Annotated in this window: 16 protein-coding genes; 5 read left to right on the top strand and 11 right to left on the bottom strand. The window is 59.7% G+C overall.

Annotation, left to right across the window (positions count from 1 at the left end; translation table 11 throughout):
* Positions 1-11 precede the first annotated feature (11 nt).
* From AA0535_RS05235 to AA0535_RS05210, 6 genes are all read right to left on the bottom strand, one after another.
* On the bottom strand, positions 12-1,238 hold the full coding sequence (locus AA0535_RS05235; RefSeq protein WP_264814857.1) for a metal-dependent hydrolase family protein: 1,227 nt from the start codon (positions 1,236-1,238) through the stop codon (positions 12-14).
* On the bottom strand, positions 1,235-2,635 hold the full coding sequence (locus tag AA0535_RS05230) for an MFS transporter (RefSeq protein WP_264814856.1): 1,401 nt from the start codon (positions 2,633-2,635) through the stop codon (positions 1,235-1,237). Before AA0535_RS05230 ends, AA0535_RS05235 begins: the two co-directional genes overlap by 4 nt.
* Positions 2,632-3,231 carry a TetR/AcrR family transcriptional regulator gene (locus AA0535_RS05225; protein ID WP_264814855.1) on the bottom strand — a complete coding sequence of 200 codons (600 nt, stop codon included), beginning with the start codon at positions 3,229-3,231 and terminating at the stop codon, positions 2,632-2,634. The genes AA0535_RS05230 and AA0535_RS05225 overlap by 4 nt, the downstream gene beginning before the upstream one ends.
* 139 nt (positions 3,232-3,370) lie before the next feature.
* Entirely contained in the window at positions 3,371-3,937 is a 567-nt protein-coding gene (locus tag AA0535_RS05220) for a GAF domain-containing protein (RefSeq protein WP_264814854.1), read from the bottom strand.
* A gap of 5 nt (positions 3,938-3,942) precedes the next feature.
* The gene (locus tag AA0535_RS05215) at positions 3,943-6,321 is read right to left on the bottom strand and encodes a TonB-dependent receptor (RefSeq protein ID WP_264814853.1); all 2,379 of its coding nucleotides are present in this window, start codon (positions 6,319-6,321) and stop codon (positions 3,943-3,945) included.
* A 214-nt stretch (positions 6,322-6,535) separates the two neighbouring features.
* Positions 6,536-7,327 carry an SDR family NAD(P)-dependent oxidoreductase gene (locus AA0535_RS05210; protein ID WP_264814852.1) on the bottom strand — a complete coding sequence of 264 codons (792 nt, stop codon included), beginning with the start codon at positions 7,325-7,327 and terminating at the stop codon, positions 6,536-6,538.
* A 114-nt stretch (positions 7,328-7,441) separates the two neighbouring features.
* Between AA0535_RS05210 and AA0535_RS05205 the strand changes: the two genes are divergently transcribed.
* On the top strand, positions 7,442-7,996 hold the full coding sequence (locus AA0535_RS05205) for a hypothetical protein (protein WP_264814851.1): 555 nt from the start codon (positions 7,442-7,444) through the stop codon (positions 7,994-7,996).
* A gap of 363 nt (positions 7,997-8,359) precedes the next feature.
* Positions 8,360-10,609, top strand: coding sequence for a Hint domain-containing protein (locus AA0535_RS05200; RefSeq protein WP_264814850.1), 2,250 nt, complete (start codon positions 8,360-8,362; stop codon positions 10,607-10,609).
* A gap of 34 nt (positions 10,610-10,643) precedes the next feature.
* Here the strand turns inward: AA0535_RS05200 and AA0535_RS05195 are convergent, their stop codons facing one another.
* Positions 10,644-11,270, bottom strand: a complete 627-nt coding sequence (locus AA0535_RS05195) for a 3'-5' exonuclease (RefSeq protein ID WP_264814849.1) — start codon at positions 11,268-11,270, stop codon at positions 10,644-10,646.
* A 238-nt stretch (positions 11,271-11,508) separates the two neighbouring features.
* Here AA0535_RS05195 and AA0535_RS05190 point away from each other — a divergent pair, with 238 nt between their 5' ends.
* Positions 11,509-11,667, top strand: coding sequence for a hypothetical protein (locus tag AA0535_RS05190; RefSeq protein WP_264814848.1), 159 nt, complete (start codon positions 11,509-11,511; stop codon positions 11,665-11,667).
* A gap of 35 nt (positions 11,668-11,702) precedes the next feature.
* Here AA0535_RS05190 and AA0535_RS05185 read toward each other — a convergent pair whose 3' ends face one another.
* From AA0535_RS05185 to AA0535_RS05170, 4 genes are all read right to left on the bottom strand, one after another.
* Positions 11,703-12,239 (bottom strand): 6-pyruvoyl trahydropterin synthase family protein, encoded by a 537-nt coding sequence (locus tag AA0535_RS05185; RefSeq protein WP_264814847.1) that lies wholly within the window; start codon positions 12,237-12,239, stop codon positions 11,703-11,705.
* Positions 12,226-12,927 carry a 7-cyano-7-deazaguanine synthase QueC gene (queC, locus tag AA0535_RS05180; RefSeq protein WP_264814846.1) on the bottom strand — a complete coding sequence of 234 codons (702 nt, stop codon included), beginning with the start codon at positions 12,925-12,927 and terminating at the stop codon, positions 12,226-12,228. The genes AA0535_RS05185 and queC overlap by 14 nt, the downstream gene beginning before the upstream one ends.
* Positions 12,927-13,568, bottom strand: a complete 642-nt coding sequence (gene queE / locus AA0535_RS05175; protein WP_264814845.1) for a 7-carboxy-7-deazaguanine synthase — start codon at positions 13,566-13,568, stop codon at positions 12,927-12,929. The genes queC and queE overlap by 1 nt, the downstream gene beginning before the upstream one ends.
* Before the next feature lie 67 nt (positions 13,569-13,635).
* Positions 13,636-14,631, bottom strand: coding sequence for an aspartyl protease family protein (locus AA0535_RS05170; protein WP_264814844.1), 996 nt, complete (start codon positions 14,629-14,631; stop codon positions 13,636-13,638).
* A gap of 219 nt (positions 14,632-14,850) precedes the next feature.
* Between AA0535_RS05170 and AA0535_RS05165 the strand changes: the two genes are divergently transcribed.
* Positions 14,851-15,279 carry a hypothetical protein gene (locus AA0535_RS05165; protein WP_264814843.1) on the top strand — a complete coding sequence of 143 codons (429 nt, stop codon included), beginning with the start codon at positions 14,851-14,853 and terminating at the stop codon, positions 15,277-15,279.
* Positions 15,280-15,358: 79 nt separating this feature from the next.
* Positions 15,359-16,435, top strand: coding sequence for an MBL fold metallo-hydrolase (locus AA0535_RS05160; RefSeq protein WP_264814842.1), 1,077 nt, complete (start codon positions 15,359-15,361; stop codon positions 16,433-16,435).
* The last annotated feature ends 3 nt before the right edge of the window (positions 16,436-16,438 follow it).

Below are 16,438 nucleotides of genomic sequence, written 5' to 3'. Positions count from 1 at the left end.
GTTTGCCCGCGTCAGAGCGTGCTTCTGACAATGGCACCTGATTTCATGACCAGCGCCATGTCTGCGGCGTGAGCCAGAACACTCACATCTTCCATGGGATTGCGGGTCACGGCGATCAGATCGGCAAAAGCACCCGGACGGATGACCCCCAGACGATCCTCCATGCCGATCAGTCGTGCGGCGATGGTTGTGGCAGACGCGAAGATCTCGCGGGAAGGAAGGACACGTGCGCGAATGGCAAATTCCTCATTCTGCCGGTCATGGGCGTCGCCCAGAAGATCCGTGCCGAACGCCATGGTCAGCCCTGCCTCGCGCATGATCGACAGGCTTTCGAGCCCCTTTGTTCTCACATCGGCGATCTTGGCAATCGAGACGGGTGGCAGGCCGAAACGCGCTCCGTCCGTGGCGAGCGCTTCATAGGTGACAAGCGTCGGAACCGACACAGCGCCCGCCTCAGCAGCCAGACGCGCCGTTTTCGCGTCGATGTTGTTGCAGTGCTCGAGCGAGTGCACTCCGGCCCGGACAGCACGTTCGATGGCGTCGGGCATATAGAGATGGGCCGCGACATAAGTGCCGTTATCTCGCGCTTCCTGCACGGCGGTCTCGATTTCGACTACGGAATATCCCTGGGCGGCGACGGGATCGGTCGGTGAGGACACACCGCCATTGGCCATGATCTTGATGAAGTCATTGCCTTCCCTGAGTGTCTCGCGACAGGCAAGGCGTATTTCCTCTGCACCATCGGCGACACGGCCCAGTGCGCCGAAATTCCGCGCCCAGCGTTTCGCATCATACGTATCATGGCGTGGCCGATTATCCGCATGGCCCCCTGTGCGGGAGAGTGCCTTGCCGCAGGTAATCAGGCGCGGCCCTTCGATATGGCCCTCCTCGATGGCCTGACTCAGGGCATGGGGTGCGCCGCCCACATCGCGCACCGTGGTAAAGCCACGATGCAGCATGCCCCGCATGATGGGGAGGGCCCTGCCCATGGCGAGGGCGTCGGGCAATTGTGCATTGGCAGTCAGGTCCATGGTGCTGGCGACGACATGCACATGGCAATCGATCAGACCCGGCAGCAGCATCTTTCCGCGCAGATCGAGGGTCCGAACGCCGGGCGCGGCGCGGGAAGGGGCATCGATATCCGCAATCACCCCGTTCTCGATCAGGACATTGCCAAGACGGGGGGAGGCCATGGTGGCGTCGAGTTGCGTCGCATTGAGCAGGAGAAGCGCGTTCATGGCGTCCTATCTTTTTGTTCAGGGAGCGTATGGGCGGTCGGGCTCTCGGCTGCATCGTCGATCTTGTCGAGCGAGAGCCCGGCAGTAGCGGGACCGAAGGCGAGAACGATGGCTGCACCGGCAAGGAGCATGACGGTGATGAGCGTGAATACACCCGCATAACCGACACGTGGCAGCATCAGCCCGACCAGAAGCGGCGAGATGATGGCCCCGAGGCGCCCGATCGCCGAAGCGCTGCCGACACCGGTTGCGCGTAATGCGGTCGGGAAGAGTTCGGGCGTGTAGGCATACAGCCCGGCATATCCGCCTGTGAGGCAGAAAGAGAGTGCCATGGCAGTGCCGATGATGGGTGCGCTGCCGTGAGAGAGAATCAGGGCTGCCGCAGAGAGGGTGCTGCCGAACAGATAGAAGGCGATGGTCTTGCCCCGGCCGAGAATTTCGATCAGCGCGGCCGCCGAGAAATAGCCAGGTATCTGCGCAGCATAGATGGCAATCGAAAAGCCGATCCCATGTGCCATGGTCAGACCATGGGCGATCAGGAAGCTCGGTATCCAGGTGAAGACCGCATAATAGCTGAAAGTGAGGCAGAACCATGTGGACCAGCTCACCGCAAGGGGGCGCCTCATCTGGGAGGAGAACAGCATGTCGATCTGCTCACGCAGGGAGAGGCGTGTGTGCGGTGCAGGTGCTGGAAAGACGGAATTTCCGGGGAGGGACGGTCCTGCCGGTCGGCTCTCTTCCTCAATGATCCGCAGGATTTCGGCAGCCTCATGGTGCCGGCCCGTGCTCTCCAGCCAGCGTGGCGATTCCGGCAGCGCGCGGCGCCACCACAGCAGGAGCAGGACCGGAGCCCCGGTGAGGGCGATGGCCCAGCGCCACCCTTGCGGACCGGCTGGAACGACGAAGGTACCAAGCAGGGCAGCCGCGACGAAACCGAAGGAGAAGAAACCGGCGAGGCTGGCCGTGAAGGCGCCGCGATAACGCGATGCGACGAATTCGGCCAGATAGGGCGCGATGATGGCTGACTCGGCGCCGAGCCCGATCCCGGCAATGAAGCGGCAGGCCATGAAGGCGCTGTATTGAGGCATCAACGCCGAGAGCACCGAAGCCGCACAGAACAGCGCAAGCGCCCACATCATGATGGGACGTCGGCCGAAACGGTCGCCAATCAGACCGGAGAGCGACGCGCCGAGAAAGAAGCCGATATAGGTGATGCTGCTGATTCCCCCCATGGCCGCTGGGGAGAGGGTCCATAGCTCATGGAGAACCGGAAGAATAAAGGCAATAATGGCTGAATCGAGCCCGTCGAAAGCATAACCACTCCCCCCAATAAAAAGGAGCCGGCGGTGAAACCGCCCCAGAGGCAAAGTGTCGAGGCGATGGCCGACGGCGCTCATGCGGGACCGGCCCGACCCACGGGGGTCAGGGTACGGGCCTGGGCAATTTCGCGGCGTAGCCCCTCACGCCAGTAATCCAGCAGGTCTGCGTAGTAATCCTTGTCTTCGCGCAGGATCTGCTGGGCGATCATGCCGCGCATGAGGCACATGGTCGTGTTGAGGATGGTCCGGGCGCGTTCCGGCGAGAGATTGCTGCGCTCCGAGAGATGCAGCCAGATCCTGTCCAGAGCTGCATGGAAAATGGCGACGACCGGTGTCAGGCGTTCGCGGAAGGGGAGGTTGTGGCGCGCTTCGGGGAGATATTCCATGGTGATATGGAAAAGCCGGTCCGACAGCATGGACCACAGGCGATCGACGATCCTGTCCGTATCCAGTGGCCCTTCCTCGAGTGTCGTGACGAAATCCTCGAGCTCGTCCGAGACGTTGCGCAACTGCCAGGAGATGGCCTCGACGACGAGGTCTTCCTTATGAGCGAAATGATGGGTCAGGGCACCGCGCGAGACATTGGCATGACGGGCCACATCGAGTGTGGTCAGGCGCGTATAGCCTTTTTCGTAAAGGAGCTCGATGGTCGTCTCAAGCAAGAGAGCGCGCATTGAGTCGCTCTTTTCACGTTGCGTACGTCGCTCGGACAGGCCTGGCTGCATGATCTGCTCCATTTCATCACGTCGAGACATGTCTCGATGCAGAACAGTAGAGCGCGTATCCCCGACCGGCAAAGGGAGGGATATTGTATCAAGCATCGCCGTGGACCGGCACGCGTCGCAGAGCCGGCGCGCAAATCTGCAGGAGGGCGTGATATTCGGTCGTATCGACCCCGTCATAATGATGCGCTTCGTGCAGAAGATTGAGGCTGCCAATCACCACCCCGTCCGCCGAGACCGGCAGATTCAGCGCGCTGGCGCAACCGAGCCGCGCAATCACCTCATGATCGAAAAAAGTCGCCCGGATGTCTTCTGCCGTAGAGCACAGAAAGGGTTTACCCTCGATCAGAAGGGTCTGCGTCCAGCTGGAATCTGGCACAGGCTTTGTTCCCCCCACGGGGTAAGCCTCGGCTTCACTGGTCCAGGCCCGTCGTATCAGGGCATTGCGGGGTTCATATCTCAGAATGGTGAAGAGCCTGAAACCGGGTCGTCGTGCCAGAAAACCCTGGAGCGCTGCGAACCCCTCATTCAGGCGGTCCTGCTTCATGACCTCATGGTCACCGGAGTTCGATCCGGCAGCGTTGGCTGTGGCTTCTTCCTCTCCCTCGTCCAGCGAACCGGAGAGGGCGCGTATGAGGCAATCGGGCAGGCTGGACATCCCCATCAGAATTCCGATCCGACAGTCACCATGGCCGAGAACGGGGCCGACAGATAATAGGAGGGTGTGCTGGCCGCGATCTTGGTGCCGTAGATTCCCGTCACAGGGCGCGCATTCGTCTGGATGCTCGCGATCGAGCTCAGATAGGAGACATTGCTCAGATTGCTGAGATTGAGACGGATCGTGGGCTTGGTAAAAACCGAAATACGAGGCAGGTGATAGCCGAGTCCCAGATCGACAGTCTTGTAGGCAGGCATCGACTGGTCATTCATGAATGTCGAATACTGACTGTCGACCCATTTGAAGGCGAGGTTGGCGAAGAACGGACCGTGCGTGTAATTCACGCCGATATTGGCCATGAACTTGGGGCTGGCCACCATCGTCTTGCCCTTTGTCGGGAGCAGGTCGCCATTGACGGCGAGATTATTGTCGATGGTGGTGTGCAGATACTGGGCATTCGCATAGGGCGAAAAACCGTGGAAAGGCTTCGATGCGATCTCGGCCGTAACCCCCCTGATTGTCTCGCCTCCTGCCGAAATCGCCTGCTGGACCGGGGCCCCGTTCAGATAGGTCAGAGCAACGAGCTGGTGATTGGTGAGGTTCATGTTGAACAGCGCCATATCGAAATGGAACGCGCCGTAATAACGCAATCCGATTTCCTCGCCGATGGCATATTCGGGCTTGGCACCGGGATTTCCCGCCTGGGTGACCTTGCCAGTCGACACACTATAGGTGGTTGGAAATGTGCTGATAGGCACGGGCGCCCGCGTATTGGTCGTGGCGTTCAGATAGACCTGCAATGCGTGATTGACCTGCCATGAAAGGGCAAAGCGTGGCATGGGCTGTGTGAAGGCGGAAGAAAAGTGATAGGGCCCTCCCGGGATCTCATTCGTGCCCGAGAGGTAATAGAGCATCGTTTTCAGGCCGAATGTGGCCTTGACCCGGTCACCGAAAAAGCCCTGCGTATCCGACACATAGAATTCGTTGGTTTGCGAACTTTCCTGGAAATGCGTTCCGGCATAGATCGCACCCAGCGGCGAGCGCAGGACATAACGCCCGGTTGCATTGGGTGAGCCCCCATTGGCGCTCAGAGGCGTCAACCCGCCGCTCTGCTCGATATTCCAGTGGTCGTACCAGTATCCGGCAATCAGATGGTTATGACGTGTCGGGTCGTATTGCACATAGGCATTCACACCGGTCGCATATTCCGCCTGGTTCGAATGAATCATGGCTGGCGTCGATGTGGTGCTCAGTCCCGGATTGACCTTCTGGTCGCCCCAGTAAAAGGCATTGCTGTTGATCGTGGTCTGTCCGGGGCTGTCGACCAGGGACCAGTGAAAATAGGGGACGACATGCAGACGCAACGTGTCTGAAAGGCTTACCTCATTCTGCCAGGACATGAGGACATTGCGCCTCGTATAGACATAGGCCTTCCAGTAATTCGTGGTCTGACCCGGGATATAGGTCCCTGCATAGGTGCCCGCCGAGAAATTATCGCCAGCCTTGTTCGCCTTTTCCCATGCAGCAAGCGTGAAGGGTGCGAGACGCGCATTGTTCCAGTTGGAATAGGAGATGAACAGGGAGGTCTTGGCGCGATCGGCCCATTCCTTCACCAGTTTGAAATCGGCATGGTCGCGCGTATTGCGCCCCGGACCCGTGAAATTATCGGATGCCGTGCGTGAATAGGATGCCATCACCCGAATGCCGGTCTGACCGATATCCCCGCTCTCCAGCCGACCGAAAATGCGCTGTCCACGGAATGACCCATAGCTGTAATCAACCAGACCGCCCCGCTTGTGTGATGGATCGCGTACGCTCTCGATCATCTCACCGCCCGAGGCGGTCTGGACAGGGTCATTGATGCGCGACGTGCCGGCGATCAGGGTGATATCGGAGATATTCTCGTTATCTGCCCATGTTTCCGTATAGGGCCAGTAATAGGCCTGATCCACACCCGGGGCGCCCTCGATGGTCCAGCCCATTTCGGTTGAATCGAGACCGCGCACCGAGATGTTGTTGCGCACCGACAGACCATAAGCATCCGATGATCCGAAATTGACGCCGGGGAGGGAGGCTGCAATCTGCAGGGGGGATGAAGCGGCGCCTCTCTGCTGTATGGCGAGAGCACTGATCGAATTCGTGGCCTCCGGGGCATGCTGACGCTTCATCAATCCGCCAGCCAGGGGACGTTCTGCGCTGACGCGTATCTCCTCCGGGTCCTGCTGGATTCGAGGCGCCTTGTGATGCGGCTGCGATTGGACAGGATGCGCCGTTTTCCCGGCCTTTGCCGGTGCGGCGTGAAGGCTGCCGGCACTGATCACGGTCGATGCAAGCAGGGCGCTCACCGAGGAGGCGCGCAGAAGAAAAACCGGTCTAAGCGTCATGTCGGAAACTCCGCCGCACAGGATCAGGAGCATCTGCTCCGCATGCATGATGAAGCGAAACGAATCGTTTTTGCAACGTAAAACATACAGGTCGGTTTGTTTTATTCCGCGGGACCGTGAGAATGTTATTCAGGGGAAATCATGTGGTCCTGTCGAGGGAGGTCGGCCGATAGGGATTGACGTGAGGGAAACGACGGCACGACAGGAAATGGGGTCAGCCCGGCTGCGCAGCCGATCCGGCCAGAAGTCCCCCATCGATATTGAATTCCGACCCGGTCACGTAGCATGCCTCATCCGAGGCCAGCATCACGCAGAGCGACGCCACCTCATCAACCGTGCCGAACCGTTTGAGCGGTGTATCCGCCACCAGGGCTGCCATGCGGATTTCACGTTCGGGACCGTCGCCCAGCATCGCCGCCCACATCGGGGTGAGAATGGCAGCCGGGTGAATGGAATTGCACCGAATGGCCCAGTTCTTCTGCGCGGCATAGAGAGCCACCGATTTGGTATGATTGCGTATGGCCGCCTTGGAGGAGGCATAGGCCGCTGCCCCGGGGATGCCCACCAGCCCTGAGCGGGAGGAGATATTGATGATCGATCCTGTGCCTCTCAGCCCCATGCGCCGCAGCGCATAGCGGCAGCCAAGAAATGTCCCGTCCAGATTGGTGCGATGCACCGCGCGCCAATCCTCGAGGCTGGCATGCTCCGGATCATGGGCTACGATGCCATTCTCAAACCCCGTTATCCCTGCATTATTCACAACGATATCCGGAATCGTGCCCGTCTCGTTATGGGCCGCTTCAAGGGCGAGCCATTGTGCTTCCTCTCGCACATCGAGCGGGATGAACTGACAGGAGAGCGCATTGGCTTCGCGCTCCCCGGTTTCACGGTCGAGGTCCGACAGCAGGACTTTGCATCCTTCCCTCCGGAAATGACGGGCGATGGCAAGGCCTATCCCTCGCGCTGCCCCGGTTACAAGGGCGAACTTCCCATCCAGTCGCGCCATGGTGCTGTCTCCTCCGGTCGTATTTCTCCATGCTACAGGGAGAGTTTGCCCTGCGCCGAATCACATTGCAGGCTAAGGCCTGACCATGACGACAGACCGAGGAACAGCGGAATCATGACCATAATCACGGCGAAAGACGCCAGACAGGCACGCCCTTCGACCCTGCCTGTGGCGCATTTCAGTGAAACCCATAGCCGCCTGATTCATGCTATCCCCGGAGCCTGTCTTGACGCGGTGCAACGTTTCCGGATCGAGGATGACTGGCTGAGCCGCTGCCTGCTCGCCATACGGGATCTGCCTGGCCGTCTGACCAGGGGCACGCATGCACACCGTTTTGGCATGGCAAGTTTTATCCCTCTTGGCCGTGAGGGGGATAGGGCCGTCAGATACGGGTTGGCGGGTCGCTTCTGGCGTCCTGATTATGGCCTCGATCCGCTCACGATCATGCCGTCCGATTTCTGGAGCTTTGACGACACCTCCTGTCGTCTTCTCCTCAGCTTCGAGACAAGGCCTGTTGCCGTAGGGAAAACGCGCCTGATCACACGCACGACTATCTATTGCCCGTGCCCCGACGAGAGGTGGAAGATGGCTTTGTATTGGCGCCTCATACGGCCGGTCAGCGGTTTAATCAGGCATCGTCTGCTTGGATGTATCGCGCGCGACGCCTGATCTTCTTTCCATCTGTGCCAATCGGAATGCCGTCTGAGTGCTCCACGTCTTCGTATTGGAAGTGATCAATACTACAGGTTTCCCGTAACATTTCCATGTCATTATGACAGTACTTTCCTACCCTCATTTTGGGATGAAGAATGTCAACAGGGACGTCTTGTGACACTGACAGGTATTATAAGCCCTTAGTTTTATTCAAAAAATAAACTAAGAATGCATCGCTATGCATCTGAGATAAGGCTTGTCACGAGCCGTTCACACTCTGTATCACCCTGCATCCTGATGAGCCCGGCCTTGCCGCAACGCTCAATAACAACTGAGTAATCGCAAATATTGAATTTGCATCTCTACCCGGGGAAGTGAATGTCCATCTCTCGATCAGCCAAGGGCGCCGTCATCACAAGCGGATCGACCCGCTATGTGAGTTCGGGCCAGACGGCGTCGAATGATGTGGTCTATGGGCTCAATGGCGGGACCGATCATCCCGCGGTGGATCTCGCATCGGGAGGCGTCATATCGGCTGCGACAGCCCTCTCGGGTGGGGTGATCGCCGCCGCCGCGAATGGCACAACCTATGGCGGAACCGCTTATGAGAGCGGGTCCTTTGCCGCGCTCAACCAGGGTGTGGTGGTCAGTGCAACCATCACCTCGCAGGCCGGTCTCGCCGTCGGTAACCTGTCCGGCTATCAGGGCGACCCCGCGCGGGCCATTGCGCCGCATGTGATGAATGGCGGACAGGCCATCGTCGGAGGGGGCTTCACCGTCAAGGGCCAGAGCTTTTCGGGGTCGGGTGTCGTTTCGGGCGGTACCTTCGATGTCGGTTCCACCGAGCAGCTTGCGAGCGGCGGGACGGATAGCGGCAGTATTTTCGGTGGAACGCAGATCGTCTCATCGGGCGCATTGGCGCTCAGAAGTATCTTCAGCGCAGGTGTCCAGCTTGTCCAGGGGGGGCTGGCCTCCAGTTCGGTCGTTTCCTCCGGCGGCGTGATCCGGGTCGGGCAGGGAGGCACGGCTGTCACGGTCAGTGTCGGACCTGGCGGCATCGCGGTGGCTCTGGCTGGCGGTGTGATCCTGAACCAGATCGTCATGGCAGCGGGCGCGGCTATCGTTTCCTCAGGCGGTGTCGTGAGCGGAGCCACCATCTCATCCGGTGGGTCGGAAATGGTCCAGTCTTCCGGGGTGGTAAGCGGCGCGACCATTCTCTCGGGCGGTACCCAGGTCGTCCAGGGGGGTGCCACAGTCCAGAATGCCGCGATCTCTGCGGGGGGCTCGATGGTCGTGGCGTCGGGGGCTACCATCCTGACCCTTGCCATTGGCGGTGCCTCCACCAGCACGGGCCCTGCGGGTACGCTGGTCGTCACGCCGGGAGCCGTGTTGAGCAATGTCACTGTCGGCTGGCGGGGACGCATCGATATCGAGGGATTGTCCTACAAGCCAGGCGGAAAGATCACGATCAGTGGCGGCACGCTGACCGTCACCCATACGGATGGCACAAGCTGGTTTACCCCCCTTACCGGGTCATACAAGGCGGGTGATTTCCATCTCGAGGCTGACAGCGATGGCAGCACCGAACTCGTTTACGACAAGTGCTTTCTTGCAGGGACCCTCATCCGCACGCCATCCGGCGAGCGGCCAGTCGAAACCCTGCGCGAGGGCGACCTAGTCTGCGTTCTCACCGAGGGGCGTCGGGAAACCCGGCGTATTACCTGGGTCGGTTCGACAGAGATCGCTGTCAATGCCTCCCGACCCGATGACGAAGCCGGTTATCCGGTTCGTCTGCGTGCAGATGCTTTCGGTCCGTCCGTTCCCGACCGCGATCTGTTTATTACGCCCGAGCATTGCATCTGCGTCGATGGTTTGCTGGTCCCGGCGCGTATGCTCGTCAATGGAGAGAGCATTGCCTATGACCGGAGCAGGACGCGCTTCACCATTCATCACTTCCGCACCGAAGAGCATGCGATCATCTGGTCCAATAACCTGACCACCGAAACCCTGTTCGATGACGGTCATTCCATGGGGCTGCTTCCGGTCAGCCCGGTTCCGGACTGCCCGACAGACAGGGAGGATAGGGCTGCGATCCTGCAGGAGACGCCAAAGCGCGCGGCGCCGCTCTGTGTCGAGCGAAACGTGGTCGAAGCCCTGCATCGCCGTCTGGCCGCGCGTGCGGGCTGTCTGAGCCTGCGCTCGACCCGTGGCACAGCGGACCAGGATCCGGATCTGCATCTCGTGGCAGGCGACGGGCAGGTCATACGGCCAGCACGCAGGGTCAATGACATGATGATCTTCCATCTGCCGCCCGATCTCGATGAGGTGCGCCTTCGGTCACGGGCGTCGCGTCCCGCCATTGCAGAGGGGCCCTTTGTCGACGACAGGCGGGATCTGGGTGTGCTGGTGGGCGACGTCCATATCTGGGACAGCAATGGGATGACCCGCCTTGACGCGCATCTGTGCGACGAGATGCTCGAAGGATGGTACGGGCTCGAGGAGGCCCCTGCGCGCTGGACAGGGGGCAATGCCCGGCTGCCTCTCGGTGCCCGGTCGTTTTCGGCACCGGGCGTGCTGGGAATCACCATCAAGGGCATTCCCCATTATGAGCCGGTTTCCATGCTCTAGACCCCGGCAGAGCAGGATCCTGTTTTCGGGAGTGTCAGCCGAAGAGCTGCTCCTGGCGGTACGGGTCGCGCCCTGCACGCAGGGCTGCGCCACGCCTGACATGGCGTGATTGCGTGAGCCGGAAAAGTTCTTCGGGTGATGCCAGAGCCAGTTGCCGCATCAGGATATGGGCCGTCACATAGGCATCCGGTCCGGCGCGATGCGCGGGCGAGGCCAGATGGCGGTCCAGGTCGAGACCGAGCCAGTAACGCAGGATCTGGTTGGTATGGCGTGGTGCCTCGGGCCAGAGCTTCTGACTGGCGCGCAAGGTGCAGAGCCAGGGCAGGCCGCCGGTCATGGCATCGGTCAGGAAGTGTCGTTCGAAAGCGATGTGATGGGCCACCAGCATGTCCGGCGCGGGGTCGCCAAGAATGAGCGACGACAATGCCTCGGGGGTGGCATGGGGCATGTCCGGCGTGAAATCCTCGTCCATCAGATGGTGGACGGCCTGTGTCTCGGGCGTGAGCGGGCCTGAAGGCCGGAAAAGCCGTGTCCGGACATCGCCGATCTGCCATGTATCGTTGTCACAGAACACGTCAACCGCCCCGAATTCGATCACCTCTGAAGAGAGGGGATGCGCTCCCGTTGTTTCAAGATCAATAACGCGCAGTCGCAAGGTCATGTTATGGATCGTCTTTTCAAATGAGAGCGTGTTCTTGTTCAACCATTGCTTGTCACGATGGTTCGATAACCTGAAAATCTTTGCGATGACTCATCGAAGGGTCAGAACTTTCGCAAGGAGGCTGCGTTGAAGATGCACAGGGAACACGCTCGCCGTCATGATCATGTGCCTCATTGTTTCATGACGCTGCCAGATTGATGCCACGTTCCTTTGTTGTCCTGACATAAAGGAGAAGGTGATGACCGAAACCACGACTTCCCCCGCTGTGGAAAACCGTATCCTCGATCAGGGCATCAAGACGGCCACCACACCTGTACGCGACACCAAATCCGTTGATCACGGGGACTTCAAGGTCCACGTGCAGCTTCTTGGGTCGGAGTGGTCGCGTAAGCACTGATAGTGATGTCCATACCTGACTTCAAAGGCCGCGTGTCAGAGAAGATCAGATACAGACTGATCAGCGCGCCGCCACCACGGCAGCGAGACTAACGCCGTTTCTGGCAGAAAGGGCTCAGGGCTGCCCCGGAGGCACACCGTGTTCGTCGGTGTTTCCTCGAGCGACAAGCTGGTGCAGCGCAGCACCCCGCCCTCATCGTCGAGAAAGGCTTGCAGCTTGCTATAAAGCAATGCAGCCATGAGTTCGGTTGTCGGGTCGCCGGGCGTGACCACAAGCCGATCGACCCGATGCGGCTCATGGTTCTGGAACCAGCTGAGCAGGGGATCGGACTCCGAGATCTGAAACGCGTGATCCAGCCGGGTGTCGATGAAGTCGTGCCAGCGTTTTTTCGCCTCGGCAAATGGCACAACCATATTGCGTGCGCCATCCAGCCGCTCGGGTGTTCTGGCTTCCAGCGTCACGGTTACGAACTCATTATGGCCGTGAGGGATGGCACAGCGCTCGGAACTGCCGGTGATCAGGCGATGACCCATGCTGAATCGTCGTGTGAAACTCAGCTCAAGCGCCGACATAGCTGGCCCATCCCTTGGCGCGCAGATCGCAGGCCGGACATGTGCCGCAGCCATATCCCCAGTCGTGACGATGCGTACGATCGCCCAGATAGCAACTATGGCTGTCCCGGTTGATCAACGTGACGAGGTCAGTGCCGCCAATGGCCTCGGCCAGACGCCATGTCTGCGCCTTGTCGAGCCACATGAGCGGCGTGTGCAACACGAGCCGCGTCTCCATGCCGAGATTCAGGGCGACCTGCAAAGCCTTGATGGTATCGTCACGGCAATCGGGGTAGCCCGAATAATCGGTTTCACACACGCCGGTGACGATGTGTTTCGCGTGACGCCTGACCGCCAGTGTTGCGGCGAAGCTCAGAAAAATGAGGTTGCGCCCTGGCACGAATGTAGAAGGCAGACCATTCTCGTTCATCTCGATGGCCGCTTCACGCGTCAGGGCCGTGTCGGATATCTGCCCCAGAACCGAAAGATCGAGCGTATGGTCTTCGCCAAGCCTGTCACGCCATTGAGGGTTCTGCGCCAGCATGGTTTCGCGCAGTGTGGCACGGCAATCCAACTCGATAGCGTGGCGCTGACCGTAATCGAAACCGAGAGTTTCGACATGGGAGAACCGGTCAAGCGCCCAGGCGAGACACGTGGCCGAATCCTGCCCACCGGAAAACAGCACGATGGCCTTGTCGTCAGAACGCATCAGGGTATCCCGATCAGCTTGTGAGTTTGCAGCGACAGGCGCCAGCGCGGGTTTTTCAGGCAATAGGCTACTGCGGCGGCCGTGTTCGCCACGCGATCCGGTCCATCCATAGGCTGAAGCCAGAAATGCGTGAAATCCCATTCCTCGAAAAGCGAAGGCGGTAGCGCCTTCTGCGGGAAAACGAGCTTCAGCTCCTGGCCTGAACGTTGTGTCACCACGCTGGCGGGTTTGGGGCTCACACAGATCCAGTCGATTCCGGAAGGGGCTGCAATCGTGCCGTTGCTTTCGATTGCAATCTCGAAGCCGGCCGCTCTGACGGCCTCGATCAAGGGGTCGTCGATCTGGAGTAGGGGTTCGCCGCCCGTGAACACCACATAGCGTCCCGGATGGTCGCCTGCCTCATCTTGCCAGCAATCCGACAATGCCCGAGCCAGATCCTTCGGCGTCGCAAAACGACCGCCCCCCGTGCCATCAGTGCCAATGAAGTCGGTATCGCAGAACGAACATGCAGCCTTGTGGCGGTCTTCCTCACGGCCGGACCAGAGATTGCACCCGGTAAAGCGACAGAACACCGAAGCGCGCCCCGCATGGGCGCCTTCTCCCTGTAGCGTCGCGAACATTTCCTTTACAGCGTATGGCATGCTCCGCATGTCGGCGAGCCGGGCAGCATATGCAAGAGAAAAAACGACGCTGTGCCCATCGAGGCCGTTATTTGGCCATCGGGATTGGAGGCGCATCCTGCATTTCAGAGATATGCTGCACGTAGAGCTTGTTCTTCGTGGTCAGCCAGATGCGCGCGCTGTGCAGAAAGCGGGCCCCGAAAAGCGCGTAATCGATATTGTCTGCGTCATCGATCTCGACCTTTACATTCGTGATCTCGAAATCTCCCAGATCGAGTTTGGAAAACTCGTGTATATAGGAGGTGACGTCGTCATCACCGATCCCATGAACATCTGTCGTGAAGCGATCCTTTTTCAGATCATCGCGTGTGATGCCGATCTTGCGATGCGCGAGATGGTAGGGAATCGTGATCCCGTAGGCACCCGTATCGAGGATTGCGGGGATTGGCTTGCTGTTATCGATGGTGAAGTTCATCCTGATCTTGTTGTCGTCCCGATCATCCTCGATCGGGACGGCGTGGACTGTTCCCTTCCACATCGGGGTGACATAGGGGCAGCGTCGCATATCCAGAAGATACATGGCATGATGCGGCATATCGATAACGAGGTCGTAGGCCAGAAGGAATTCAGCGCCGAGCAAGCCGACGATCGGCGGAAGCGGAGCCTTCACCTGCGGTCCCGGGCTCTCTGTCAGCATGAAAACATGATCCGTCGTTGATCCTGTTCCGAGATCGAGCTTGTCGACTTTCACAATCGACTGCATCTCGTCGCCCCGCACCCCACGGGTATGGGCTGTGGCGCCCGTATAGGTGAGATTGAGCGACTTTGCGTTGTTCTTGAAAAGGACGGAGTTGAACGCACCGGTATCCACCATGAACAGAACCGGTTTGCCATCGATCTTGGTCTGGACAACGGGAATATTCTGGAGGCTCCATAGATGCATCCGTCCAAACGTCTGGATCTCGCATTGACCGGGCTGTAGCGGTGGCTGATCGTCGCACCCCGCAAGCATGCCCAGAACGGCGAGCCCTGCGAACCAGATCCTGCGTTTTCCGGTTGGTGCGTGTTGTTTCTTTCCCGCCATGAGCGACTTGTCCTGCCAGTTTTCTATCGCGACTGGCACAGACTGTTACATAGGCCGGTGCCGGACTCCACCCCGCACGGGACTGCTAGAAGGCGGTTTCCTGGTCGTTACGATGCAGGCTGGTGCATCCGGCCATCCCTGTGATGAAATCGTGATACGAGGCGCGATTCGAACGGGACCCGGGACGATACATCGTGTCTGTTCATGGGGAATGGGGCTATGAGACTGCGTCTGTCGACCCGATTACGCCATGGTCGCGTCATTTTCCTGACCGGTCTTGCTTCATGGGGTACGCTCATGCCCCAGGCGGCCGGCGCGCGCGCCAGAATAGCCGCGCCCGCCCCGGTCTATGCCGGACGTTGGCCGGGGCCAGCCCCCATGCCAGACGAGCAACTGGAGGTGACGGCTAAACGGCATAAGGTTCTGGACCCAGCCACCGATACTCCCGGCACCGTGGTAAAACCGTTTGACTCCTCCATGACCCTGCCTTGGTTGGGAAAGATATCGATCTCTAATGGCGAGACACCCGGGCGGGATCCGAATACGGGTGCAAGCCTCAAGCCATTTGGCGAAGCCTACGAGAACAGCAGCCCGGTCAGCCATGGTCTGGCCGCGCTCGGGCAGGTAGGCTTCAGGTCCCACCCCTGACAGCAATGGAACGGACTATGGTATATGCAGGCACCGGAGAGGGAGGGTGAGGGTGCTCAGCTTGTATCACAGGGCAATCATGGATCGGCGACGCCATCTGCTTGGGACGTTTCTGTTCATAATCCAGGCGATCGCATTCCCAGCGGCAAAAGCCCAGACCTCCCGGCTTTCGACAGCCTCTGTGTCCCGCTCGACTTCCCCGTCCCGTCCGGATCCGGTTTCACCAGAGACCACACCACGCTTCGATGTCACCATTCTCGGTGCTGCTGGAGGTCTTGAGGATGGCAATCTCAGCGCCTATCTGCTGCGTGAGCACGGTGCCGCAACGGGAGTGCTCCTCGACGCAGGCACGGTGCTCAACGGGATCGAGAGGGCGGAACAAAGCCATGGTTTCGATACCTTGCCCCTGGAAGGAAAAGGCACTCCGGCGCAGACCGGTACTATCCTGCACAAGGTCATTCAGGGCTATCTGATCAGCCATGCCCATCTCGACCACGTGGCAGGGCTGGTCATCGTCTCGCCCGACGACCCGGGGAAGCCTGTTTACGCTCTGCCCTCGGTCAATGCGGCTCTCGAGGACAACCTGTTCAATCATCGTATCTGGCCGAATCTGGGGGATCGCGGCGTGAAGCCGGCTTTCGGTTTGCTGCATTATCGTGACCTCGCGGTCGGTCAGATGATGGATCTGGCCCATACGGGACTGACCGTCACGGCCTATCCGCTCAGCCATGGCGGCGTGGAATCAACGGCTTTTCTGGTCCATTCGGGCAAGGATGCGCTGCTCTATCTCGGCGATACGGGTCCCGATAACGTGGAGCACAGCCACAGGCTCGAAGCGCTCTGGCAGGACGTCGCCCCCCTTGTACGCGCGGGGCGTCTGCGTGGGATCATCATCGAGTGCTCCTATGACAATCGCCAGCCCGATTCGCGTCTCTACGGGCATCTGACGCCGCGCTGGCTTTTGCAGGAATTGGGCGTGCTCAGGGACCATGCTGGGGTTTCGATGAAAGGATTCCCGGTGCTGGTCTCGCATATCAAGCCGACGCTTGACGATAACGGGGCGGTACGCACGACTATTGCCAGGGAACTGGCAGAGGGCAACCGCGACGGCTTCAGGTTCATCCTCGCGGAGCAGGGGCGAGCCCTGTCCTTTTGAGGG

Origin of the sequence: Asaia krungthepensis NRIC 0535, from assembly GCF_025995175.1 — a bacterium.
GTDB lineage: Bacteria > Pseudomonadota > Alphaproteobacteria > Acetobacterales > Acetobacteraceae > Asaia > Asaia krungthepensis.
The sequence above is the reverse complement of the archived record's forward strand: the minus strand, read 5'-3'. Positions and strand labels throughout refer to the sequence as shown.

Coding starts and splice junctions, on each gene's coding strand:
- AA0535_RS05190 (WP_264814848.1), top strand. CDS start 11,509: ATGACCGAAACCACGACTTCCCCCGCTGTGGAAAACCGTATCCTCGAT.
- AA0535_RS05170 (WP_264814844.1), bottom strand. CDS start 14,631: ATGGCGGGAAAGAAACAACACGCACCAACCGGAAAACGCAGGATCTGG.
- AA0535_RS05225 (WP_264814855.1), bottom strand. CDS start 3,231: ATGCGCGCTCTCTTGCTTGAGACGACCATCGAGCTCCTTTACGAAAAA.
- AA0535_RS05205 (WP_264814851.1), top strand. CDS start 7,442: ATGACCATAATCACGGCGAAAGACGCCAGACAGGCACGCCCTTCGACC.
- AA0535_RS05210 (WP_264814852.1), bottom strand. CDS start 7,327: ATGGCGCGACTGGATGGGAAGTTCGCCCTTGTAACCGGGGCAGCGCGA.
- AA0535_RS05230 (WP_264814856.1), bottom strand. CDS start 2,635: ATGAGCGCCGTCGGCCATCGCCTCGACACTTTGCCTCTGGGGCGGTTT.
- AA0535_RS05185 (WP_264814847.1), bottom strand. CDS start 12,239: ATGTCGGCGCTTGAGCTGAGTTTCACACGACGATTCAGCATGGGTCAT.
- queC (WP_264814846.1), bottom strand. CDS start 12,927: ATGCGTTCTGACGACAAGGCCATCGTGCTGTTTTCCGGTGGGCAGGAT.
- AA0535_RS05235 (WP_264814857.1), bottom strand. CDS start 1,238: ATGAACGCGCTTCTCCTGCTCAATGCGACGCAACTCGACGCCACCATG.
- queE (WP_264814845.1), bottom strand. CDS start 13,568: ATGCCATACGCTGTAAAGGAAATGTTCGCGACGCTACAGGGAGAAGGC.
- AA0535_RS05165 (WP_264814843.1), top strand. CDS start 14,851: ATGAGACTGCGTCTGTCGACCCGATTACGCCATGGTCGCGTCATTTTC.
- AA0535_RS05160 (WP_264814842.1), top strand. CDS start 15,359: ATGGATCGGCGACGCCATCTGCTTGGGACGTTTCTGTTCATAATCCAG.
- AA0535_RS05220 (WP_264814854.1), bottom strand. CDS start 3,937: ATGTCCAGCCTGCCCGATTGCCTCATACGCGCCCTCTCCGGTTCGCTG.
- AA0535_RS05200 (WP_264814850.1), top strand. CDS start 8,360: ATGTCCATCTCTCGATCAGCCAAGGGCGCCGTCATCACAAGCGGATCG.
- AA0535_RS05195 (WP_264814849.1), bottom strand. CDS start 11,270: ATGACCTTGCGACTGCGCGTTATTGATCTTGAAACAACGGGAGCGCAT.
- AA0535_RS05215 (WP_264814853.1), bottom strand. CDS start 6,321: ATGACGCTTAGACCGGTTTTTCTTCTGCGCGCCTCCTCGGTGAGCGCC.